This window comes from Pyxidicoccus caerfyrddinensis, from assembly GCF_010894405.1.
GTDB classification, from domain to species: domain Bacteria; phylum Myxococcota; class Myxococcia; order Myxococcales; family Myxococcaceae; genus Myxococcus; species Myxococcus caerfyrddinensis.
This window is the reverse complement of record NZ_JAAIYA010000022.1, coordinates 192,032-214,190: the sequence shown is the minus strand read 5'-3', so window position 1 is coordinate 214,190 and position 22,159 is coordinate 192,032. Positions and strand designations below refer to the sequence as shown.

20 protein-coding genes are annotated in these 22,159 nt (G+C 69.5%); 8 read left to right on the top strand and 12 right to left on the bottom strand.

What is annotated here, in order from left to right:
• The 6 genes from G4D86_RS39180 to G4D86_RS39155 all read right to left on the bottom strand — a co-directional run.
• Positions 1–242, bottom strand: a 242-nt coding sequence (locus tag G4D86_RS39180) for a GTP-binding protein (RefSeq protein ID WP_240360719.1), incomplete at its 3' end; no start/stop codon positions are given.
• Between the two features lie 146 nt (positions 243–388).
• Positions 389–2,464, bottom strand: coding sequence for an elongation factor G (gene fusA, locus G4D86_RS39175; protein WP_163999401.1), 2,076 nt, complete (start codon positions 2,462–2,464; stop codon positions 389–391).
• Between the two features lie 144 nt (positions 2,465–2,608).
• A complete protein-coding gene (gene rpsG, locus G4D86_RS39170; RefSeq protein WP_044191600.1) occupies positions 2,609–3,079 on the bottom strand; it encodes a 30S ribosomal protein S7 in 471 nt (156 codons plus the stop codon).
• Positions 3,080–3,233: 154 nt separating this feature from the next.
• Positions 3,234–3,605 carry a 30S ribosomal protein S12 gene (gene rpsL / locus G4D86_RS39165; RefSeq protein WP_044191602.1) on the bottom strand — a complete coding sequence of 124 codons (372 nt, stop codon included), beginning with the start codon at positions 3,603–3,605 and terminating at the stop codon, positions 3,234–3,236.
• 226 nt (positions 3,606–3,831) lie between these two features.
• Positions 3,832–4,326, bottom strand: coding sequence for a ribosomal protein S18-alanine N-acetyltransferase (rimI, locus tag G4D86_RS39160; protein ID WP_163999400.1), 495 nt, complete (start codon positions 4,324–4,326; stop codon positions 3,832–3,834).
• Entirely contained in the window at positions 4,323–5,051 is a 729-nt protein-coding gene (locus G4D86_RS39155) for a hypothetical protein (RefSeq protein WP_205520144.1), read from the bottom strand. The genes rimI and G4D86_RS39155 overlap by 4 nt, the downstream gene beginning before the upstream one ends.
• Before the next feature lie 112 nt (positions 5,052–5,163).
• Here G4D86_RS39155 and dnaJ point away from each other — a divergent pair, with 112 nt between their 5' ends.
• The 6 genes from dnaJ (at position 5,164) to G4D86_RS39125 (ending at position 13,811) form a co-directional block, all read left to right on the top strand.
• Complete coding sequence (dnaJ, locus tag G4D86_RS39150) at positions 5,164–6,327, top strand: molecular chaperone DnaJ (RefSeq protein WP_163999398.1); 1,164 nt, start codon at positions 5,164–5,166, stop codon at positions 6,325–6,327.
• An 88-nt stretch (positions 6,328–6,415) separates the two neighbouring features.
• Positions 6,416–7,144 carry a HEAT repeat domain-containing protein gene (locus tag G4D86_RS39145; protein WP_163999397.1) on the top strand — a complete coding sequence of 243 codons (729 nt, stop codon included), beginning with the start codon at positions 6,416–6,418 and terminating at the stop codon, positions 7,142–7,144.
• Positions 7,145–7,244: 100 nt separating this feature from the next.
• The gene (locus G4D86_RS39140) at positions 7,245–8,942 is read left to right on the top strand and encodes a hybrid sensor histidine kinase/response regulator (protein WP_163999396.1); all 1,698 of its coding nucleotides are present in this window, start codon (positions 7,245–7,247) and stop codon (positions 8,940–8,942) included.
• A 75-nt stretch (positions 8,943–9,017) separates the two neighbouring features.
• The gene (argS, locus tag G4D86_RS39135; RefSeq protein WP_163999395.1) at positions 9,018–10,739 is read left to right on the top strand and encodes an arginine--tRNA ligase; all 1,722 of its coding nucleotides are present in this window, start codon (positions 9,018–9,020) and stop codon (positions 10,737–10,739) included.
• Between the two features lie 79 nt (positions 10,740–10,818).
• Positions 10,819–13,308 carry a 1-acyl-sn-glycerol-3-phosphate acyltransferase gene (locus G4D86_RS39130; protein ID WP_420821883.1) on the top strand — a complete coding sequence of 830 codons (2,490 nt, stop codon included), beginning with the start codon at positions 10,819–10,821 and terminating at the stop codon, positions 13,306–13,308.
• Positions 13,305–13,811, top strand: a complete 507-nt coding sequence (locus G4D86_RS39125) for a DUF6265 family protein (protein ID WP_338050638.1) — start codon at positions 13,305–13,307, stop codon at positions 13,809–13,811. The genes G4D86_RS39130 and G4D86_RS39125 overlap by 4 nt, the downstream gene beginning before the upstream one ends.
• 1 nt (position 13,812) lies before the next feature.
• Here the strand turns inward: G4D86_RS39125 and G4D86_RS39120 are convergent, their stop codons facing one another.
• From G4D86_RS39120 to G4D86_RS39110, 3 genes are read right to left on the bottom strand one after another with little or no spacing between them, the layout of a single operon-like run.
• Positions 13,813–14,355, bottom strand: a complete 543-nt coding sequence (locus G4D86_RS39120) for an Ig-like domain-containing domain (protein ID WP_240360718.1) — start codon at positions 14,353–14,355, stop codon at positions 13,813–13,815.
• Positions 14,355–15,539 (bottom strand): cytochrome c3 family protein, encoded by a 1,185-nt coding sequence (locus tag G4D86_RS39115; RefSeq protein ID WP_163999392.1) that lies wholly within the window; start codon positions 15,537–15,539, stop codon positions 14,355–14,357. Before G4D86_RS39115 ends, G4D86_RS39120 begins: the two co-directional genes overlap by 1 nt.
• Positions 15,540–16,949: a hypothetical protein gene (locus tag G4D86_RS39110; protein ID WP_240360717.1), complete on the bottom strand. Its 1,410-nt coding sequence runs from the start codon at positions 16,947–16,949 to the stop codon at positions 15,540–15,542.
• Between the two features lie 65 nt (positions 16,950–17,014).
• Here G4D86_RS39110 and G4D86_RS39105 point away from each other — a divergent pair, with 65 nt between their 5' ends.
• Positions 17,015–18,202, top strand: a complete 1,188-nt coding sequence (locus tag G4D86_RS39105) for a type II CAAX endopeptidase family protein (protein ID WP_240360716.1) — start codon at positions 17,015–17,017, stop codon at positions 18,200–18,202.
• Between the two features lie 21 nt (positions 18,203–18,223).
• Here G4D86_RS39105 and G4D86_RS39100 read toward each other — a convergent pair whose 3' ends face one another.
• The 3 genes from G4D86_RS39100 to G4D86_RS39090 form a co-directional block, all read right to left on the bottom strand.
• Positions 18,224–18,439 carry a DUF5818 domain-containing protein gene (locus tag G4D86_RS39100; RefSeq protein WP_163999391.1) on the bottom strand — a complete coding sequence of 72 codons (216 nt, stop codon included), beginning with the start codon at positions 18,437–18,439 and terminating at the stop codon, positions 18,224–18,226.
• Positions 18,436–20,238, bottom strand: coding sequence for a S8 family serine peptidase (locus G4D86_RS39095; RefSeq protein WP_163999390.1), 1,803 nt, complete (start codon positions 20,236–20,238; stop codon positions 18,436–18,438). Before G4D86_RS39095 ends, G4D86_RS39100 begins: the two co-directional genes overlap by 4 nt.
• A gap of 161 nt (positions 20,239–20,399) precedes the next feature.
• A complete protein-coding gene (locus tag G4D86_RS39090; protein ID WP_163999389.1) occupies positions 20,400–21,032 on the bottom strand; it encodes an alpha/beta hydrolase in 633 nt (210 codons plus the stop codon).
• Between the two features lie 168 nt (positions 21,033–21,200).
• Between G4D86_RS39090 and G4D86_RS39085 the strand changes: the two genes are divergently transcribed.
• Positions 21,201–22,151, top strand: coding sequence for a hypothetical protein (locus tag G4D86_RS39085; protein WP_163999388.1), 951 nt, complete (start codon positions 21,201–21,203; stop codon positions 22,149–22,151).
• Positions 22,152–22,159: the final 8 nt, after the last annotated feature.

The window sequence follows — 22,159 nt, the reverse complement described above, 5'->3', positions numbered from 1 at the left end:
TCGACGTGGGCGTAGTGCCGGTTCTTCGTCTGGTACTCCACGTGCGCGGTGGAGATGGTGATACCGCGCTCACGCTCCTCCGGCGCCTTGTCGATCTGGTCGTACGCCATGAACGTGGCGCCGCCCGACTTCGCCAACACCTTGGTGATGGCGGCCGTCAGCGACGTCTTGCCGTGGTCCACGTGTCCGATCGTGCCGATGTTCACGTGGGGCTTGTTACGCTCGAACTTCTCCTTGGCCATGACCTCTCCTCGCGGGGCTGCCGGTCAGTGGACCCGGCGCGCGTCTCAATCTCGGAAAACAACTGCGAAGGTGCTGCGTCCTGCTCCAAACGTGCCGCAACGTCAACTGAAATCGCCCGGCGAGCACTCCGCCAGACGTACCGCGGTCACCGGTTGAGCGCCGTCTTCGGCGCGGGCGCGTAGTGACTGAACTGCATGGTGTACGTCGCCCTTCCCTGGCTGCGGCTGCGCAGGTCGGTCGAGTAGCCAAACATGGCGGCCAGGGGCACCTGTGCCTGGATGGCCTGCACCCGACCGGGCCGGGGCACCATCCCCAGCACCTTCCCGCGGCGGCCGTTCAGGTCGCCGATGACGTCGCCCATGAAGTCCTCGGGCGTGACGATCTCGCAGCTCATGATGGGCTCGAGCAGCACGGGCGTCGCGTTGCGCACGGCGTCCCGGAAGGCCAGGGAGCCGGCGATCTTGAAGGCCATCTCGCTGGAGTCCACGTCGTGCATGGAGCCGTCGTAGGCCTCCACCTTGACGTCGACCATGGGGTAGCCCGCCACCGGTCCGTTCTGCATGGACTCGGCGACGCCGTCCCGCACCGCGTCCACGAACTCCTTCGTCACCGCGCCGCCCGTCACCTTGTTCTCGAAGGCGAAGCCCTTGCCCGGCTCATTGGGCATGACGCGCAGCCAGATGTGGCCGTACTGGCCGCGGCCGCCCGTCTGGCGGATGTACTTCCCTTCCGCCTGCGTCTGGGTGGTGATGGTCTCCCGGTACGCCACCTGCGGCTTGCCGATGTTCGCGTCGACCTTGAACTCGCGCAGGAGCCGGTCGACGATGATTTCCAGGTGCAGCTCGCCCATGCCGGCGATGATGGTCTGCCCCGTCTCCTCGTTCGTCTTCACGCGGAAGGACGGGTCCTCCATCGCCAGTCGCTGCAGCGACTGGATGATCTTGTCCTGGTCCGCCGTCGACTTCGGCTCGATGGCGATGTCGATGACCGGCTCGGGGAACTCCATCCGCTCCAGGATGATGGGCTGCTTGTCGTCGCAGAGCGTGTCGCCGGTGCTGGCCAGCTTCAGGCCCACCACCGCGCAGATGTCGCCGGCGAAGCACTCGGTGAGCTCGTCCTTCTTGTCCGCGCGCATCTGCACCAGGCGGCTGACGCGCTCGCGCTTGCCCTTCACCGAGTTCCACACCGCCGTGCCCGCCTCGAGCCGTCCCGAGTAGACGCGCAAGAACGTCAGCGTCTGCGACTGGAACGCGGGGTCGTTCATGATCTTGAACGCCAGCGCGCTGAAGGGCGCGTCGTCCTTCGTCTCGCGGATGGCGTCGTCGCCCTTGGGCGTCTTGCCATGGATGGGCGGGACGTCGAGCGGGCTGGGCAGGTAGTCCACCACCGCGTCCAGCAGCGGCTGCACGCCCTTGTGGCGGAACGCCGAGCCGCAGAACACGGGGAACAGCTTCAGCCCCACGCAGCCCTTGCGGATGGCGCCGCGAATCTCGTCCTCGGTCAGCTCCTGGCCCTCGAGGAACTTCTCCGTCAGCGCGTCGTCCTGCTCGGCCGCGGCCTCGAGCAGCTCTCCGCGGGCCGCCTCGGCGGCCTCGCGGAACTCCTCGGGGATGTCCACCTCGTCGTAGCGGCTGCCCTGCTCCGAGTCGTGGAACACCAGCGCCTTCATCTTGATGAGGTCGATGACGCCGCGGAGCTTGTCCTCGGTGCCCAGCGGCAGCTGCATGCGCACCGCGCGCGCGCCGAGCTTGTCCTTGATGGTGCCCACGGACATCTCGAAGTCCGCGCCCACCCGGTCCATCTTGTTGATGAAGCAGATGCGGGGGACCTTGTACTTGTCCGCCTGGCGCCACACCGTCTCGGACTGCGGCTCCACGCCATTCACGCCGTCGAACACGGCGACGGCGCCGTCGAGCACGCGCAGCGAGCGCTCCACCTCGATGGTGAAGTCCACGTGTCCCGGCGTGTCGATGATGTTGACGCGGTAGCGCTGATCGTTGCGCGTCCAGAAGGCCGTAATCGCGGCGGACGTAATGGTGATGCCGCGCTCGCGCTCCTGCACCATCCAGTCGGTGGTGGTGGTCCCCTCGTGCACCTCGCCCATCCGGTGGATGGCGCCTGTGTAGAAGAGGATCCGCTCGGTGGTCGTCGTCTTGCCGGCATCGATGTGCGCCATGATGCCGATGTTGCGGTAGCGCTCGAGGGGATGCTCACGGGCCATGACTCAATACCTCTCCAAAAAGCGGGACGGGCCTCCACGCCGCGTCACCCACCGACCGGACGATTTCAGAGAACCTGCGCCATCTAACAAAACCGCCCGGATGCAGCATCTGCATCCGGGCGGCAACCGCGAAGCCTCGAGGGCCTACCAGCGGTAGTGAGCGAAGGCCTTGTTGGCCTCGGCCATCTTGTGCGTGTCTTCACGCTTCTTCACCGCGTTGCCGCGGTTGTTGGCGGCGTCCATGATCTCGCCGGCCAGCTTCTCCTGCATGGTCTTCTCGCCACGCGCCTTGGCGTAGCTGATGATCCACCGCATGCCGAGGGCGACGCGGCGATCCTGACGGACCTCGACGGGCACCTGGTAGGTGGCGCCACCGACGCGGCGGCTCTTCACCTCGAGCACCGGCTTGACGTTGTCGAGGGCCTTCTTGAACGTCTTGAGGGGGTCTTCCTTCGCGCGCTCTTCGATGAGGGCAAAGGCGCCGTAGCACACGCCCTCGGCGATGGACTTCTTCCCCTTCCGCATCAGGTCGTTGACGAACTTGGTGACCAGGCGGTCCTGGAACTTCGGATCCGGCAGAATCTTGCGCTTGGCGACTACGCGACGACGAGGCATCTCTTCTCTCTTCCCTTACGCCCCACTCCCACTTGGAGAGCAATCACAACGGGGCTTCATGAGCTGCTGGAGGAACTGCCAGGGACGCTCCCCAGGGTGTGGGGCAAGACGTCCGGAAACACTGCGCGACGAAGGTGGTCCGCGTGACGAGCGATCAGCTCGGACGCTTGGCTCCGTACTTGGAGCGGCTCTGCTTGCGACCCGCGACGCCCACGGAGTCCAGCGTTCCACGGATGATGTGGTAGCGGACGCCCGGGAGGTCCTTCACACGGCCACCGCGGATCATGACCACCGAGTGCTCCTGGAGGTTGTGACCCACGCCGGGGATGTAGGACGTGACCTCGATCCCGTTGGTCAGACGAACACGGGCCACCTTGCGGAGGGCCGAGTTCGGCTTCTTCGGGGTCGTGGTGTACACGCGCGTGCAGACGCCACGCTTCTGGGGGGACTCCTTGAGGGCCGGGCTCTTGCCCTTGACGACGAGCTTCTCGCGGCCCTTGCGAACCAGCTGGCTGATGGTCGGCAACTGATACCTCTTCTTCGGGGTTGGCCACCGCCAGACACACCAGGCGGCGCATATCTACCTACAGGACTACGGAAAGGGCCGCGAGTATAGGGAGGGACCCCTCCGTGTCAAGCACGGCCTGGACCCTGCCTATGAACCGGCAAGGCCCCGGAGGTCCATTCCCCAACGCCCGGAGCGCCAGAGCACCGCAGGTATACGGCGGGGCGGTCGTCTACTCCGCGTGCGGCTAGAAGTCGAGGACCATGACGATGGCGTCCTCGCCCTCGTCCACGTAGTAGTTCGGCCGGATGCCCACCGGGCGGAAGCCGAGCGACTTGTAGAGCTGGAGCGCGCCCTCGTTGCTGCGGCGCACCTCCAGCGTGGCCAGGGTGCAGCGCCGGTTCTTTCCCCGGGCGAGCACCTCGTCCATGACGGCCCGGGCCACCCCGCGCCGCCGGTGCTCCGGGGCGGTGGCCACGTTGAGCACGTGCACCTCGTCGTGGACGATCCAGAAGATGGCCAGCCCCAGCAGCAGCGGGCCGCCCTCCTTCAGTTCCTCCTCCACGAGGAGGATGGTGGACCACTCGTGCTGCAGCTCGCGCTGGAGCAGTTCCGGGGACCAGGGGTTCCTGAAGGCCTGCTTCTCCAGCGCCATCACCGCGGGCATGTCCGCCACCGTCATCTGCCGGATGACGAAGTCGGGCTTCCCGTGCGGCACGGAGTCTTCGCGCATCCGCCTCATCGCCGCGCCTCCCGCGCGAAGGGGGCCACCCGGCGCACCTGCGCCGAGGCCCGGACCTGGGTCAGCTCCTCCGCCGCCAGTACCCCGTACCGCTCTCGCACCAGCTTCTCCCGGATGGCCGCGCGCACCGCCTCGTAGTCCGAGGGGTACTCAGCCGCGTGCTGCTCGAAGTAGCGGCGGACCTCCGTCTCTCCCACCTGCGCGCGCAGGCGGATGCGGCTGTCCAGGATGCGCTCCGCCCGGAGCCCCCGGGCCAGGACGCCCTCCAGCGCGTTCTGATCCATGTCGTGTCGCGTGAGGAACCGGTGCAGCGCGGCCTCCCCGCCCACGCGAGCCTGGAACGCGGCCAGCCGCGCCTGGACCTCGGCCGGCTCGGCGGGGAACGCCTGGAGCCGGTCCGCGTTCAGCACCTGGAGCCGCTGGTTGATGATGAGCTCCAGGGCCCCTCGGAGCGTGTCCTCGTCGAGCGGGGCCTCCAGGGCCTGTACGCCCCCTCGCTGGACGAGCGCCACCCGGGCCTCGAAGCGCAGCTCGCTCAGGGTGAGCACCTGGCCCTCGATGATGGCCACCACCCGGTCGATGACGCGGGAGTCGGCTTCTGGCGCGGATGCGGTCCGGGCGTCCGGGGCTGGCGGGGGCGCGGCCCGGGCCCCCGCGACGGGCACGAACAGGAGCCAGACCACCAGCCACAGGGTTCCCGCTCCAGCCTGGCGCGGCGCTTCCATGGCCTCCCTCATCTTCCGGCGACTTTATACATCTCCCGCCAACCGGGCACTCCAAGCTGGCGCGCTCCCACCGGCTGGTTACGTTCAATCAGGTACATCACGGCGGGAACAAATGGCGGACGACTATTACCAGATTCTCGGTGTGGACCGGGGGGCCTCGGCGGAGGACGTCAAGAAGGCGTACCGCAAGCTCGCGCGCAAGTACCACCCGGACGTCAATCCGGGGAACAAGGCCTCCGAGGAGAAGTTCAAGCAGGTCAGCTCCGCCTTCGAGGTGCTGTCGGACGCGAAGAAGCGCAAGCTCTACGACGAGTTCGGCCCCGACGCGGAGAAGATTGGCTTCGATGAGAAGAAGGCGGAGGCCTACCGCGCCTACAAGTCCGCGGCCGCGAGCGGCGGCGGTGCGGGCGGCATGCCCTTCGGCGCCGAGGGCTTCGACCTGGGCGACCTCTTCAGCGACCTCTTTGGCGGCCGGGGCGGCGGCGGTGGCGCGGGCGGCTTCGACGCGGCCGACATGTTCGGCCGGCGCAGGGCTTCAGGCCCGGAGCGCGGCGAGGACCTGACGGCCCGCGTGCAGCTCACCCTGAACGAGGCCGTCGCCGGCACGGAGCGCACCCTCTCCATCTCCCGGCCCGGGCGCTGCTCGGCGTGCAGCGGCCGGGGCGACTCGGGGCGCATGGGCACCTGCCCCACCTGCAACGGCACCGGCCGGCCCCGGCGGGCGGGCCTCTTCGGCGGCAGCGGCGTGTGCCCCAACTGCCAGGGCACCGGGCGGGCGATGGAGCCCTGTCCCCAGTGTGGCGGCTCGGGCATCAAGGAGGAGACCACCCGGCTGACGGTGAAGATACCGGCCGGGGTGCAGACGGGCTCCAAGGTGCGGCTGTCCGGCCAGGGCGCCGCCGGCCCCCGGGGCGGCCCGCCGGGCGACCTCTACATCGAGACCGAGGTCGCCGAGCACCCGCTGGTGCGCCGCGAGGGCGACGACCTGCACATCGACCTGCCAGTCACCGTGCCGGAGGCGATTCTGGGCGCGGACGTGCGCGTGCCCACCTTCCAGGGGGAGGTGACGGTGAAGGTGCCCGCGGGCTCCCAGTCCGGACGGCGCATGCGCCTGAAGGGCCGCGGGGTGCCCTCCCTCAAGGGCGGGGCGCCTGGAGACTTCTACCTGCACCTCCAGGTCAAGGTGCCCGAGGACGCCAGCGCCGAGGCGCGTGCCGCCGCCGAGACACTTTCCCGCGCCTATCGCGACGATGTCCGCCGCGAGCTGACGCTCTGACCCTCTTGTCTCTTGTCCCAGGCGCCGCCTCGGCATAGACGGCACCTCCTACTTTCACGCTGTCGCAGGAAACGGAGCACACGCGCACATGGGCCTCTTAGACATCTTCACGGGCGGCTCGGGCCCCGACAAAGCCCTCAAGCTCAAGTCCAAGGTGACCCAGAAGTACGGGGACCCGGCGACACGGCAGAAGGCCATCGAGCAGCTGGGGGACATGAAGTTCCCCGAGGCTGTCAGCGTGCTGCTCAGCCGCTTCACCATCACCGTGGACCCGCTCACCACGGACGCCGACGAGAAGGAGCGCACGTTCGACCTCGTCAAGAGCTTCGGCAAGGACGCCGTGCCGCCCATCACCGAGTTCCTCGGCAAGAACGAGGCGGCCACCTCGTGGGCGCTGCGGCTGCTGGGTGAGCTCCTCACGGAGGACGAGGTGCTCGGCGCCTGCGTGGAGGCGCTCCGCCACCTGTCCGCGCACTACACGAAGAACCCCGAGAAGAAGGTCGTCCTCCTCCACCACGTCACGGGCAAGGCGGACCCTCGCATCGCCCCGGTGGTGCTGCCCTTCCTCGAGGACATGTCGGACGACGTGAAGATCGCCGCACTCAAGGCGCTCGGCTCCTTCAAGTACGAGCCGGCTCGCGAGCCCATGCTGAAGCTCCTCACCGCCGACGAGACGGCCCGCCGGGTGCAGACCTCCGCCCTGGCCGCGCTGGCCGAAGGCGGCTTCTCCGTGGACGGCTACCAGACGAAGGTGCAGCCGCTCCTGGTGGAGCCGTACGCCCTGGGTCAGGACGGCCGCATCCAGCGCCGGGCCTGAGGTCCGGGCTGTCGGGCAGACGACACGGCCACTGTCCTCCGGAAGGCCCTGCGAGTCAGGGCCGTTCCCTCGCGCGCGGAACATGGAGCAGGATCCTCACGTGCGCTCGAAGAAGAAGGGGCCGCTGGCCGAAGTCGTACCGCTGCGTCCCATTGCGAAGACTGTCAAGAAGCCCACCCGGCGGACGGTGAAGCCTGCCCCCCCGGTGGATGCCGATGTCGCCAACCGTGCCCTGCTGGAGATGGCGCGGCACCTGACCGACAACGCGGGGCCCACGGAGGCCCTGCGCTCCCACCTGCAAACCATCCACGCGCTGCTGAAGCCGAAGGTCTGCTACGTGGCCCGCCACTTCCCCTCCCGTGAGCAGCTCCACGTGGAGCACGTGCGCGGCCGCTACGACGACCGCGTCACCGCCGCCGTCCCGGGCGAGGGCGTCGTGGGGCGCGCCTTCGCCACGAAGACGCTGCTGCGCGAGGGCGACACCGTGGCCGTCCCGCTCGAGAGTCCCCAGGGCGTCACCGGCGTGCTGGTGGTGCTCGGGGCCCGGCGCGAGCCGTCCGACACGCTGCTGGAGTCGCTGGCCGCGCAGCTCACCGCGGCCTACGAGGTGGCGCGCCTGCGCGATGACAGCGCCCGCCGCAACAAGGACCTCCAGACGGCCATCGCCGGCCTCAAGAGCCTGGAGCAGAACCGCGAGGAGCTGCTCGGCAATGTCTCGCACGACTTGAAGAACCCGCTCACCACCATCAAGTCCTACCTGGCGATGATGGGGCGCGAGAAGCTGGGGCCCCTGACGGACTCCCAGCGCCGCGCGGTGCAGATCTGCGACCGGAACTCGGACCGCATGCTGCGCATGGTGAATGACCTGCTGCTCATGTCCCGGCTCCAGTCCGGAAAGATGCAGCTCAACCAGCGCCCCTTCGGCCTCAAGTCCGTGGCCGAAGAGGTGGTGCGCGCGCTGGGCGCCCTCGCGGAGCACTGCAAGGTGCGCGTCGTGATTCCGCCCTGCCCCGAGGTCTTCGTCCGTGGAGACCGCGAGCGCATCGCCGAGGCCATCCACAACCTCGTGGAGAACGGCATCCACCACAGCGAGGCGGACGACACCGTCGAGGTGCGCGTGTCCGCCGAGGACGGGCTGGCCACCTTCACCGTCAAGGACAGCGGCCCCGGCATGTCCGCCGAGGCGCTGGAGCACGTCTTCGACGCCTTCTACCGCGCGCAGCCGGGCATGCCCCGTCCTCCTGGCGCGGGCCTGGGCCTGCCGCTGGTGGGCAAGATTGTCGCCCTGCACGGCGGACGCATGGATGCCTCCAGCGTGCTCGGCGAGGGGAGCACCTTCCAGATGGTGCTGCCGATGTTCGCCGGGGCCGTCAGCACGCCGGAGATGAACCAGGCGGCGCCCAAGTCCGGCGGCATCCTCCTCGTCGAGGACGACGCCGACTGCCGCGAGGTCCTCCAGCAGGTGCTGGAGCAGGAGGGCTACCGGGTGATGGCCACCTCGGGGGCCTCGGAGGCGCGCTCCATCCTGTCCCACATCCGCCCGGCCATGGTGCTGCTCGACTTGCGGCTGAGCGAGGAGGACGGCCAGTCGGTGCTGCGCTTCATCCGGGGCAACGAGTCGCTGGCCGACATCGTCGTGTACATCATCTCGGGAGCCAGCGAGGTGGCGTCCCTCACCTCGGGCCAGGGGCTGGAGCGCATCGACGGCTTCTTCGAAAAGCCCCTGCAGCTGCCCAAGCTGCTGGACACGGTGTCCGCGGTGGTGCGGCCCAGCCGTCGGGCACCAGCCGTACCCTGAGTGACGGAATGAGCCTGGGCGCGAACAAGAGGTGGCCGGAAGGCCTCTCGGTTTGTCTAGTATCGCCGCGTTCCCATGAGCTCCTCCGTCTACTCCCGATACCGCGCCGCATTCGCCCAGGGCCTCGCCACGGCCCTGGGTGTGCCGGCGTCCGAGATTGAAGCGCAGATCAAGCCCGCCGAGCCCGCGCACGGTGACTTGAGCTTCGCCACCTTCCCCCTCGCCAAGGCGCAGAAGAAGGCGCCCCCCGCCATCGCCGCCGGGCTCGCCCAGTCGCTCAGCGTGCCAGGGCTCGAAATCAAGGCGGTGGGCCCGTACGTCAACGCGCGCTTCGCTCCCCTCCCCTTCACGGCCGAGGTCATCGACGCGGCGCGCTCGGCGGGGCTGGCCTACGGCGGTGACGCGGACGCGGGGCGCGGGAAGACGGTGGCCATCGACTACTCGTCGCCCAACATCGCCAAGCCCATCGGCTTCCACCACATCCGCACCACGTTCCTCGGCCACTGCATCGCCAACATCTACCGGGCGCTGGGCTGGAAGGTGGAAGGCATCAACTACCTGGGCGACTGGGGCAAGCAGTTCGGCCTCGTCGCGGTGGGCTTCCAGGAGTACGGCGACCCGGCCCGCATCGACGACATGGCGCACCTCGTGGAGGTGTACGTCCGGGCCAACAAGCGCGCCGAGGCGGAGCCCGAGTTCGACGAGAAGGCCCGCGAGTTCTTCCGGCGCATGGAGGCCGGCGACGCCGAGGCGCTCAAGCTCTGGAACCAGTTCCGCGAGACGAGCATCAAGGGCTTCAAGCAGATCTACGCGCGGATGGGCATCGAGTTCGAGCACATCGAGGGCGAGAGCCGCTACCAGGGGAAGATGGACGCGGTCATCGAGCAGATCGCGAAGAAGCCCGGCGTGAAGGAGTCGCAGGGTGCGCTCATCGTGGACCTGCCCTACGCCGACAACGAACCGCCCATCCTGCTGAAGAAGAACGACGGCAGCACGCTGTACGCCACGCGTGACCTGGCGGCGGCACAGGACAGGTACGAGCGCTTCCACTTCGACAAGTCGCTCTACGTCGTCGCGCAGGACCAGGCGCTGCACTTCCGCCAGGTGTTCCGCACGCTCAACGAGATGGGGCAGCCTTGGGCGGACCGCGTCGTGCACGTGGCCTTCGGCCGCATCCACGGCATGAGCACGCGCAAGGGCCAGGTGGTGCAGCTCAGCGAGGTGCTCGACGAGGCGAAGGAGCGCGCCTCCGCGAAGGTGAAGGAGAACATCGAGGCCGGCCGCATCCACACGGGCGACGCGGACCAGCTCTCCGAGCAGATCGGCCTGGGCGCCATCGCCTTCGGCGACCTCAAGCACAAGCGCGCCAGCGACTACACCTTCGACTGGGACGAGGTGCTCAGCTTCGAGGGCCACACGGGCCCCTATCTCCAGTACGCCCACGCGCGCACCGTCAGCGTGCTGCGCAAGGGGGGCGGCGCGCCCGCGAGCTACGACGCGGCCCTGCTGACGCTGCCCGAGGAGCAGGCGCTGCTGCGCGAAATCATGCGCCTGCCCGAGGTGGTGACCGACGCGGCCGAGCAGTACGAGCCGAGCCTGGTGGCGCGCCTGCTGCTGGACGTGGCCGCGGCCTTCAGCCGCTACTTCACCGCGGGCAACCAGGACCGCGAGAAGCGCATTCTCGTAGAGGACAATGATGCACTTCGCGCGGCGCGACTGGCCCTGACGGACGCGACCCGGGTTACGCTGGCGGCGGGCCTGACGCTGCTGGGCATTCCGACGCCGGACAACATGTAGCCGGGGGGCTACCGTGGACACCGTGCTGACTCAGACTGGGAATCAGGGTGAGGCCTCGCTGAAGGAAGAGTTCGGCCCCATGGGCCGGGCGCTGGGAGCCCGTTATCTGGACGGGGTCCACTTCTCCGCGGAGACCGAGGACGAGCTGCGCTCCCTCCACGCGAAGGGCTTCGTGGTGCACGTCATGCGCTCCACGGCGTGGGTGAACTTCCTCTACCTGACCTGGGCCATGGTCCGCCGGGCGCTGCCGCCCGTGCGGGCCGTCTGCAACCTGCGCCCGTGGTTCACCCGCCCCTGGCGGCAGACGAAGCACCAGGGCGACTACGCGCAGCGGTTCGAGTACGCACGGCAGACGGGCGGCAGCGGGCTCGTCTTCCTGCGCCGCACTGCGCTGCTGGCCCCCTCCGGGAAGGAGACGCGCGAGGACCCCTTCCCCTTCCTGGTGGCCATGGCGCGCCAGTCTGACCGGCCGGTGTACCTGGTGCCGGAGTTGTTCATCTGGGAGAAGCGCACCGCGCGCCTCAAGCCCAACTGGGTGGACATCGTGTTCGGGAGCCCGGAGGCACCGGGCTTCCTGCACTCGATGCTCGCCTTCTTCCGCAACTACAAGCGCGCGCAGTTCCGCGTGGGCGAGCCCATCGACCTGCGGCGCTTCGTGGAGGAGAACCCGAAGGACTCGGACGAGGTGCTGGCGCGCAAGGTGCGCAGCACGCTGCACGTCCACCTGGCCCGCGAGACGCGCGCCGTGTTCGGCCCGCCGGTGAAGCCCGCCGCCCGGGTCATCGACGAGACGCTGCGCGACAGGGCGCTGCGCAAGGTGCTGGACGAGCACGCGGCCTCGACGAACCGCAAGCAGGAGAGCGTGCTGCGCGAGGCCCGGCGCAACCTGGAGGCCATCGCCGCTCGGCCCAGCCCAACCACGCTGGCCTTCATCGCGCCCGTGCTGGAGTGGGTGTTCAACCGCATCTACGACGGCATCGAGGTGGACGAGGCGGGCCTGCACCGCGCACTCAAGGCCGCAGGCAAGGCACCGCTCGTGCTATGCCCCAGCCACAAGAGCCACGTCGACTACCTGGTGATGAGCTGGATTCTGTGGAGCCGCGGCTACACGGTGCCGCTGGTGGCCGCGGGCGCCAACCTCTCCTTCTGGCCGCTGGGCTCCATCTTCCGCCGCTGCGGCGCGTTCTTCCTGCGGCGCTCGTTCAAGGACGACAAGGTCTACTCGGCGGCCTTCAAGGCGTACGTCCGCAAGCTGGTGCATGACGGCACCCACCAGGAGTTCTTCCCCGAGGGCGGGCGCTCGCGCACGGGCAAGCTGCTGACCCCCAAGCTGGGCATGTTCACCTGGCAGGTGGAGTCCGTGCTCGAGGGCGCGCGCAACGACCTCATGTTCGTGCCGGTGGCCATCGACTACGAGAAGGTCGTGGAGTCCGGCAGCTACTCTAAGGAGCTGGCCGGCGGGGAGAAGAAGCCAGAGGACCTGAAGGCGCTGCTGAGCACGCCCAAGGTGCTGGCGGCGCGCTACGGGCGCATCCACCTGAGCTTCGACGAGCCCATCTCCCTGCAGGAGTTCATGCAGGCTCGCGGGCTCAACCCCGAAGAGCCGGTGACGGACGAGCAGAAGAAGAGCCTGGTGCGCGCGCTGGGCAACCGCGTGATGTACGGCATCAGCAAGGTGTCCACCGTCACGCCGCACGCACTGGTGAGCACGTCCCTGCTGGCGCACCGCCGGCGCGGCCTCACGCAGCGCGAGCTGGCGGACCGCATCAGCGTCCTGCGCCGCATCGCCCTGGAGGACGGCTCGCCGCTGTCCGTGGAGCTGCGCAACGCCCCGAGCAACCCCGAGACGATGGGCCCCATCCAGGACGCCATGCGCACCTTCATCTCCGACGAGATGGTGCGTACGCAGGAGGCGCGCGGCGAGGTCATCTACCAGGTGGAGGACGCCCGCCGCCCGGAGATGTCCTTCTACAAGAACACGCTGATGAACCTGATGGCCGCGCGCAGCCTCGTGGCCAACGCGCTGCTCGCCAGCGGCTCACCCGCGCCGTACGACTCGGTGAAGAACCGGGCGCTGTTCCTGTCGCGCCTCTTCAAGGTCGAGTTCATCTACCGGGTGGGCCTCACCTTCGACACCATCTTCGCGGAGACGGTGGAGCGGCTCGTGCGCATGGGCCTGGTGATGCACGAGGGTGGCACGCTGACGCTCGCTCCCGAGCCCCACGCGCGCCCGGAGCTGGAGTTCCTGGCGGACCTGCTGCGCGACTACCTGGAGGCGTACCTGCTGGCGGCGATGACGCTGGAGGACGTGGCCACGGGTGTGGCGCAGGACCGCAAGGCCTTCATCAAGCTCGCGCTCGAGACGGGCCGCGCGGAGTACCACGCGGGCCGCATCACCGCCGCCGAGTCTCTCGCCAAGGTCACCCTGGAGAACGCGGTGGCCTATCTGCTCGACCAGAAGTACCTCGTCGAGAAGGACAAGAAGCTCGAGGTGGCCACCACCGAGCAGGGTGAACGCAACCGGAAGCAGCTCGCCGACGACATCCGCGAGTACCTCAAGCGGGCATGAGTGTGCCGCCGCGGTCCCTCCTTCCCGGGGTGCTCTGCTCCGCGGCCCTGCTGTTCTCCTGCCGGAGCACGCCGCCGACGGCTCCAGACGCGCGTGCGCACGCCTGCGGCTCGTCCATCTCCGACGTGGCGTGGATGGCGGGCGACTGGCAGGGCCCGTCAGGTGCGGGAACGGTCGATGAGCATTGGACCCAGGCGTCGGGGGATTCCATGCTCGGGATGAGCCGCCTCGTGTCGCAGGGCAGGACGGTGTTCTTCGAGTACCTGCGCATCGAGGCGCGGCCGGACGGGCTCTATTACATCGCCCATCCGAAGGCCCGCCCGGGCGTCGAGTTCAAGCTCGTGCGCTGCTCGGAGGGGGAAGCCCTCTTCGAGAACCCCGAGCATGACCACCCGAAGCGCATCCTCTACCGGCGCGAGTCGGCGGACAGGCTCACCGCGCGCATCGAGGGTGACGAAGCTGGCAAGGCCGTGGCGGAGGACTTCCTCTACACGCGGATGTAGCTCACGGCCCGGTGGTGGTGCGGAAGGCCACGCGCACCTCGCCGGTCAGCGGGTTGCCCTCCAGGTCCGTGAGGCTGTCTCGCAGCACCAGTGTGTAGGCCGTGGCCGGCTGGAGCGGGCTGCCCTCCGCCGCCGTGGCCTCCACCATGTACGGCCGGTCTCCCCGCTCCACGTCCGCGTCCACGTCGGACACGGCTGGCGCGGCCACGGTGAGCGCCACCTCGTCCCGGCCCGCGAAGACGGCGATGCCCGGGCGCAGGGAGCGCGGGTCCATCGTCTCCGAGAAGGTGATGCGCAGCGTCCCGCCCGGCGCCACCGTGCCTCCCGCGATGGGCGTCGTGGACAGCACCTCTGGCGGGTCCGTGTCGCGGAGTGAGTAGATGGGGTCTCCGGGCTCCAGGCAGGCAGGGAGTCCGGTGAGCACCGGCACGGCCAGCGCCGCGAGCATGAAGCGACGGAGGCGCCCTTCCCGCCCGGAGCCCGCCGTCAGGGCGGTGCCGCCGCGCTCCAGGGCCGGCGCTTCGCTCGTGAGCCGCCGCCGCATCACCGGCACCCCTTCTCCGCCAGACTCTCCGGCGTGTGGCACTTGAGGCAGGCCCTGTCGTTGGCCCCCGCCAGCCGCTTGCAGGCCTGTGCGAAGCCCGCCGGGTGCGGGTTCACCTGCCGGCGCGTGGACAGCGACGAGTGACAGCTCGTGCACGACTCCTCGCGGTGGCAGGAGATGCAGCTCCCGATGTCCCTCGACGCGGCGATACCGTGGTGCTGCGGCCCGATGATTTCCACCCACGCCTGGTAGTCCGGGTGCACCTTCAGGTTGCGCGGCCGCAGCGAGGCATCCGCGTCCATGCCCACGCCCGTGCGCTCGTGGCACGCGACGCAGAAGGACTGGGCACGGTGGCAGCTCTCGCAGCGGGTCGTGCCCGCGCGCGCCTGCACCGGATGCAGCGTGATGAAATCATTGGGGTGCACGGACAGCGGCTTCTGCATGCCGTCATGGCACGTCTGGCAGTAGCTCTCGCTGTGGCACTGCTGGCACGTCAGCCGGTCCACCGTCGCGCGGGGGCCGTGGTTGAACTCGTAGCGCGGCCCGTGGTCCAGCCCCAGCGGGTTGCCCTGCATGGGACGCAGCAGCCCCGAGTCGAATGTGAGCCTCAACCGTCCAGACGCCTCCGTCGGGTGGCAGCTCTTGCACGTGTTGGAGGCCACGTTGCCGTCATGACACGTGAAGCACGTCGCCATCTTCGGCAGTTGCTGCCGCGTGGCGAGCTGCACGTCCTTCATCTCGCCGTGGCACACTGTGCAGTCCACCTTCTTCTCCACGTGCTGCTGGTGGCTGAAGCGCAGGTTGGCGGGCGGCACCAGCAGCTTCGCGGGCTCCATGCGCACCGTGGGGTCGAAGCCCGGGTGACACGTCGTGCACGAGGACGGCGGGTCCGTGGGCTTGCCCTTCCTCGCCGCGTCGATGTCGTGGCACGTCTCGCACTCCTCGTGCCCGGGGAGGTTGCGGTCCTTCGGGGACTGGCTGGTGCGCGCGGCGTCGTGGCAGGTGACGCACTCGGCGCCGGCCTCCAGGTGCTGCGCATGGTCGAAGCGCAGCGGCATGTGCTGCGCGGGGTACACGGCCAGGCTGCGCTCGCGGCCCGTGGCGGCCCAGGCCACGCCAGCGCCCACCAGCAGCGACAGCGCGGCCAGCCCCAGCAGCACGGTGCGGTTCGGACGGTGCGGCATCTACAGGCTCGCCTTCAGGTCGAAGAGCAGGAAGCCCTTCGTGTCCGAGTCGGTGAAGGAATTGATGTTCTGCTCCAGCACCAGCGACAGCCGCGCCGCGCGGGACAGCGGCCGGCTGGCCCATACCTGCGCGCCGTAGAAGTTGCCGCCCAGCCTCGGGTTGAAGCTGTCGAAGATGCGCGCGAAGGACAGCCGCCCGTCCAGCGTGAGGCCGTCACGGCCGAAGCTGTAGCCACCCGTCAGGTCCGCCCAGAGCTGGTCCCCACCGAAGCCCGTGCGGTACGTCACGTCCAGCGCCGAGCGGAAGTCGCCCTTGCGCAGCGCCGCACCGACCGCTCCGCCCACGCTGCGCGACTCCGGCGCGCCCTCTCCGTCCACCTGCGACGCGAGCCCCAGCGCCGGGTTGAGGTCCTCGTGGTACACGCTGCCGATTCCCTGCACGTAGTAGCGCAGCGCGCCCACGGGGAGGAAGTCCACGCGCAGCCGCGCCTCATCCCTTGGCGCCCACGCGAAGTAGTACCAGATGGAGTCCGCGGACAGCACCGGCGATAGCCGCATCGCCTCCGCGCTCACCGCGAAGCGCGTCTTGTCCCACCGCGCCTGCACCCGCACCTGCGCCGGCTTGCGCTGCAACAGGTCGTAGTCCACGCCGGCCACCGCGCTCACGCCCAGCCCGTGCACGTAGCGCATTTCCAGCGTGGCGCGCTCCAGGTCCGTCTTCCCCTCCACCATCGCCTTCCGGTAGCCCGCCGCCGCGTGGAAGCCGCCCAGGTCCTCCAGCAGCAGCTTCGCCCCGAACAGCGGCTCCAGCGCGTCCAGCGTCGCGTCACCCTCCCGCGTGCCGTCGAGCTGATACACCGACGAGCCGAGGACGCTCGCGCCCTTCACCCACAGCCCGCCGAAGGCCTCCGCGCCCAGCCCCAGCCGGCTCACGTACCGCATGCGCAGCCCGTCGAACGCGAGGATGTCCGTCACGTCCGCGTAGAGCTGCCGCCCCAGCCGGCCCTCGAAGCCGCCCTTCGCGTAGCGCACGTAGGCGTGGAGCAGCTCCGCGTCCTCGGACTTGAGCCCGTCCACCAACGCCGCCTCGCCGCGCGGCAGGCCGAAGTCCGCCCACACGCGCAGGTTGGACTCGAAGCCCATGTCCTGGCCGGTGACGAGCTCGAAGGCGTTGAGGCCCAGGTACTGGACGATGCGCCGGCGCGGCAGCAGCACCGGGTCCTCCGGCGTGGTGCCGCGCCACGCGCGAATCTGGTACGCCTGCGCCTCGGTGCGCGCCTCCACCTGGAACGCCGCCGCGTGCGACGTCGCCGCTCCCAGGCCGAGCCACAGGGTGCCCAGGGCCCCCAGGGTCCGTGAGCACCTGCACCACGTCCGCCGCGCTGTTCGAGCCAGGATGAAGGACGTCAACGTCCGGACAGTATAGGAAGCCGCAGTGCGGGCAGTCCGGCTTTTCGCAGCAAGGAGACGAAACGGTGGAAGATTCTGCTCCCAGCGACTCACAGCCTCCGCAGCCGCCCGAGCCTCCGGCGCCGCCGCAGGCCCGGACGAGCCCGCGCACGATGGCGGTGGCGGGCACCGCGCTCGCGCTGGCGCTCTTCCTCACCGTGGGCGGCTTCGTGCAGTTCATCAACCCGGCCTTCGGCATCTGGTTCACCGAGCTGTTCGTCTTCCTCGGCCTGGGCTGGATGATGCTGCGCTTCAACGGCTGGCGGCCCCGTGAGTACACCGGGCTGACGCCAGCGCCGCGCGCGGCCACCCTCTTCGGCTTCGTGCTGGGCGTGGCCAACTTCTTCGCGCTGGTGGTGCCCATCCAGTACGGGGCCCAGAGCCTCGCCCCGGAGTGGCTGACGAAGCTGTTCGACAGCTCGCGCCTCTTCGAGGGCCAGTCGCCCGTGGAGTTGGCGCTGCTCCTCACCGGCGTGTCCGTGGCCGCGCCGCTGTGCGAGGAGTTCTTCTTCCGCGGCATCCTCCAGCGGGGGCTGACGCCCGCGCCTCCGGCCTCTCCGGTGCGCGCGCTGGTGGTGACCGCCGTGGTGTTCAGTGCGTTCCACCTGGACCCGGTGGGCTTCGCCGCGCGCGTGGAACTGGGGCTGCTCTTCGGGTGGCTCTGCCTGCGCACCGGCTCGCTCTGGCCGAGCATCGCGGCGCACGCGGCCAACAACCTCGTGTCCTCCGTGCTCTTCCTCGTGGCGAAGGCACTGGGACAGGAGGGCACCGACTCGGAGACGGACCCTCGCGCCGTGCTGGCGCTCGCGGGCCTGGGCTTCATCGGCCTGTCCGCGCTGCTCACCGCCGCGCGCCACTACCCGGGGCTGCTGGGTGGGCAGGCCCGGGCCACCGACGAGGAGTCACGCGCGCCCGAGCCCCACCCTTCCCTGGCGGGGCTGCTGCTGCCGTGGGTGGTGGCAGCCACGCTGTCGCTGGTGGCGTTGGCCGCGGTGGATGCCCGTGGCATCTCCCTCAACTTCTACGACGCGCAGCACTCGCTGCCCGAGCTCGAGAAGGACTCGCCCCCCGGGCTCCAGGCCGAGCGAAAGGCCCTCCAGGTGCTCCGCGACGCCGCGCGCCGGGGCAAGTCGCCGATGGAGGCCTACTACGAGGAGCGCGAGCGGCAGGCCCGCGCACACCGCCGGGCCCTGGGCCTCCAGAAGGAGCCCTGACCCGGCGGCAGCGCCCCGCCGTCAGACGAAGCGGTACGAGCTGACGTGGAACACCGGGCCCACCATGGCGCTGGTGAGCAGGTCCTTGTCCACGCGGCCCTCGGCCTCGATTCGCTGGCCGTCCTTCTTGATCTTCCGGTCGCCACCCGCGAGCTGGTACGTGGTGCCGTCGTCGCCTTCCAGCACCCAAACGCCCGTCTCGATGTCACGGAAGACGACGCGTCCGGTGAGCTTCACGCCTCCTCCTTCTTGAGCATCGCGCGGGCGATGATGAGGCAGAGGACGGTGTTGAAGCCCAGCCACGGCTTCGCCAGGAAGGTGAAGGGCATCCACGCCAGCGCCGGAGCCCCCGCCCACGCGGAGTACGCGAGGAAGCCCGCGAAGCCGAGCGCCAGGCCACCCGTCGCCGCGCGCAGGCCGCGCCACTTGATGGACGGCAGCGAGAGCAGCAGCGGGATGAGCGCGCTGTAGAACAGCGGGTTCACCGTCTTGCCACGGCCGAAGATGATGCGCTCCCAGTCGGGGATGGGCAGCGAGGCCACATTCACCACGTCACCCGCCGCGCCCTCCGCGCCACCGAACCAGTTCTTCAGGAAGAAGGCACCCACCGTGGACAGCAGCAGCGGGAGGATGAACGCGGGCTTGAAGAGCACGTTGAGGTAGCCGGGACGGGCGCCACCGCGCAGCGTCAGCAGCACGAAGGCCAGCAGCGCCAGCGCCCAGTACAGCGGCGGCCACTGGGACAGCCCGCCGCGCAGCGACGCCAGCGAGGCCTCCGCGTTGAGCAGACCGTGGCCGTACTGCTCGCTCCACGCCTGGTCCGCGACCTTCTTCGCGCCCGCGTACAGCGCCTTCTCCACCTCGTCCGGGCCCTTGGCGCCGGCCGCGTACAGCATCGCGGCCACCGCGGCCACGTGCGGGGTGGCCATGCTGGTGCCCTGGTAGGAGGCGTAGACGGACTGCGCCGGATTGCGCGGGTCGATGGTGTTCTGGAGGATGCCGCCCTGGTCGCCGCGGCGCTTGTCACCACCCGGCGCGGCGATGTCCAGTTCCTTGCCATAGGACGAGTACGGCGCGAGCACGCCATCCGGCCCCACCGCGGAAACGGCCACCGCGCCCGGGTAGGCCGCGGGGAACTCCACGCGCGCGCGCCCGCCGTTGCCGGCCGCCGCGACCACGGTGACGCCCTTCTTGCGCGCGTACTCCACCGCGCTGGCCATCACCTGCGAGTAGCCGCCGCCGCCCAGGGACATGTTGATGACGTTGGCGCCCTTGTCCGCCGCGAAGCGGATGGCGTCCGCGATGTCCGCCGTGGTGCCGCCACCGAAGTGGTTGAGCACCTTCACCGGCATCAGCGTCGCCTCGAAGGCCACGCCCGCCACGCCTTCCTTGTTGTTGGTGGCCTGGGCGATGGTGCCCGCCACGTGCGTGCCGTGCCCGTGGTCGTCGTTGGCGTGCTCGTCGTCGTTCACGAAGTCGTAGCCCTTCACGAACTTCGCGCCCTTGAGGTCCGGCACCTGCTTGAACTCGTCGTAATCCTCGTAGGCGATGCCGGTGTCGAGCACCGCCACCACCACGCCCTTGCCGTGGTTGCGATCCCACGCCTTGGGCATGTCGATCATCCGGAGGTTCCACTGCTCCGAGTACTTGGGGTCGTTCGGCGTGAAGCTCGCGCGGACCTCCATCAGCGGCTCGGCGTACTCCACGTTGGGGTTCTGCCGGATGCGGGCCAGGGTGCCCTCGACGTCATCCACGCCCACCGCCAGGGTGAGGGCCTCGTCGGCGCTCTCCACGGAGTTGAGCTCCAGGTCCACGCCCCAGTCGGCCTCCCAGGCGTCGAACTCGGCCTTGGTGGTGCCGTCCTTGAAGTCCACGACGATGGCGCCATCCACCACGTCCATGGGCTCGAGCGCTTCGGCCGCGACGGCTTCCGCTTCCGCCGGTGGCGGCGCCTGCTCATCCGAGCGAGATGCGCACGCGGTCGCCAGCGTCACGGCCAGCACCGCGCCACCCAGGGTCCATCGCACCATCCGCATCGGGCTACTCCTTGAGGAACGAGGCTCTTCCAGAAGACCCCTACGAACGAACGACGAAACGATTGGGTCTGCACTCACAGTCTGTACGCCCCCTCTCCCGGCGTGCAAGGGCCCGGAGGTAAAGAAACGTGAAGAAGTCCACGGGGTTGCACGGGCATCGGTCATCCGCCGGAGAGCCGGCGCAGCCAGGCGGCCACGGCCCGTCCGACCTGGGGGAGGTTGCGCTGGAAGGTCGCCCCGGCATCGTCGATGACCTCTAAATCGCCCCCCGCCTGGGCGACAGCGGCGGATACCCTGGCCCGGGGCAGTCGGGCGTCCTGCTCCCCCTGGATGACCAGGAGCGGGCACGCCACCCGGCCCAGGGCGTCCGGGGCCACGTCCGCGGGCGCCACCAGGCACAGGCCCCCCACGGAGGGGTGCTTCGCCTGGAGCGCCAGGGCCACCTGCGCCCCGCCATGGAGCGAGGCCACCGCCAGCGCCGACGTGCCCGCGTTCTCCATCAGCATGCGCATGGCCGCCTCGGCGTCCTCCAGGAGCGCCAGGTCCTTGCCCCGCGTGCCCTGGCTGGCGCCCACGCCCCGGTGGTTGAAGCGCAGCGTGGGGAAGCCCGCGTTGGCCGCCGCCCAGACCAGTTCCGACGCGATGACGTGGTCCATGCCGCCGCCCTCGTCCGGACGGGGCGGAATCACCAGCAGCGGCGGCGCGCGGGTGCCCCGGTGCGCGGTGCCCTCCATCACCTCGCGGCCCACCGGAACCAGCGTGGCACGCTCCAGGAACTGACCTTTCTGGACCATGCTCCCACCTTAACCCTCCAGGTGCGCGGCGGCCCGGCCCAGGCGCGTGGGCACATCTCCCCACACTTGAATCATCCAGCCCCACGCAACTTCCCGGGTCCTCGGGTGAGAATGGAGAACACCGACGTCCACGTCCTCACCCCTGAGCACCCCGCAGGAGCCCCCAGCATGAGCCTCATCGAGCGCGGCCGGAACCTCATCACGAAGATTGGCACCGGCACCCAGAAGGCTGTCGATACCGCCCAGACGGCGGCGAACACGGTGAAGACCACGGCGTCCAACGTGGGCCAGAAGGTCGCCACCGTGGTGGACGGCTTCGAGAGCAAGAGCGCCCAGGCGGTCAACACCATCGCCGGCGTCTTCACCGCTCCGGCGGGCGCGAAGGACAAGGCGTACGACGGCAAGCTGGTGGGCGCGGGGGGCCAGACGTTCGAGCCCGGCACGCCGCTGAGCCAGATTCCCGCCGTCACGCCGCGCAACAACCCGAACGCGACGACCACCGTCATCTACGTCAACGGCATCTCCACGGACAAGAACGGCCAGTCCGCGGAGCTGCAGGCCATCGCGGACAAGTCGGGCATGCGCGCCATCGGCATCCACAACGCCACCGAGGGCATGGTCTCCGACCTCCTCCAGTGCGTGAAGGACAAGCTGGACAAGGGCAAGAACCCCGCCGTCGACACGCTGGCGGACACCATCTACTCCGAGCTGAAGGCGGGCCGCTCGGTGAACCTGATGGGCTACAGCCACGGCGGGCTCATCACCTCGCGGGCGCTCAACGACGTGGCGCGCCGGCTGCGCATCGAAGATGGGATGTCCAAGCCGCAGGTGGAGCAGACGATGAGCCGCCTCAACGTGGAGACGTTCGGCGCCGCCGCCTGCACCTACCCGGACGGCCCCAACTACGTGCACTACGTCAACGACAAGGACCTCGTCCCCACCCTCTTCGGCCTCGGCGGGAGCGGCAAGAGCCCGGCGGACCTGCTGCGCGACGCGGGCCGCGGCGCCAAGGTGCACTACTTCTCCGAGAAGGGCGCGTTCAGCGGCGCGCACGCGCTGGCGGACACGTACCTGAAGCACCGCGTGCCCTTCGAGGAGGGCCGGGCCGGCCGCTTCTAACGCGAGTC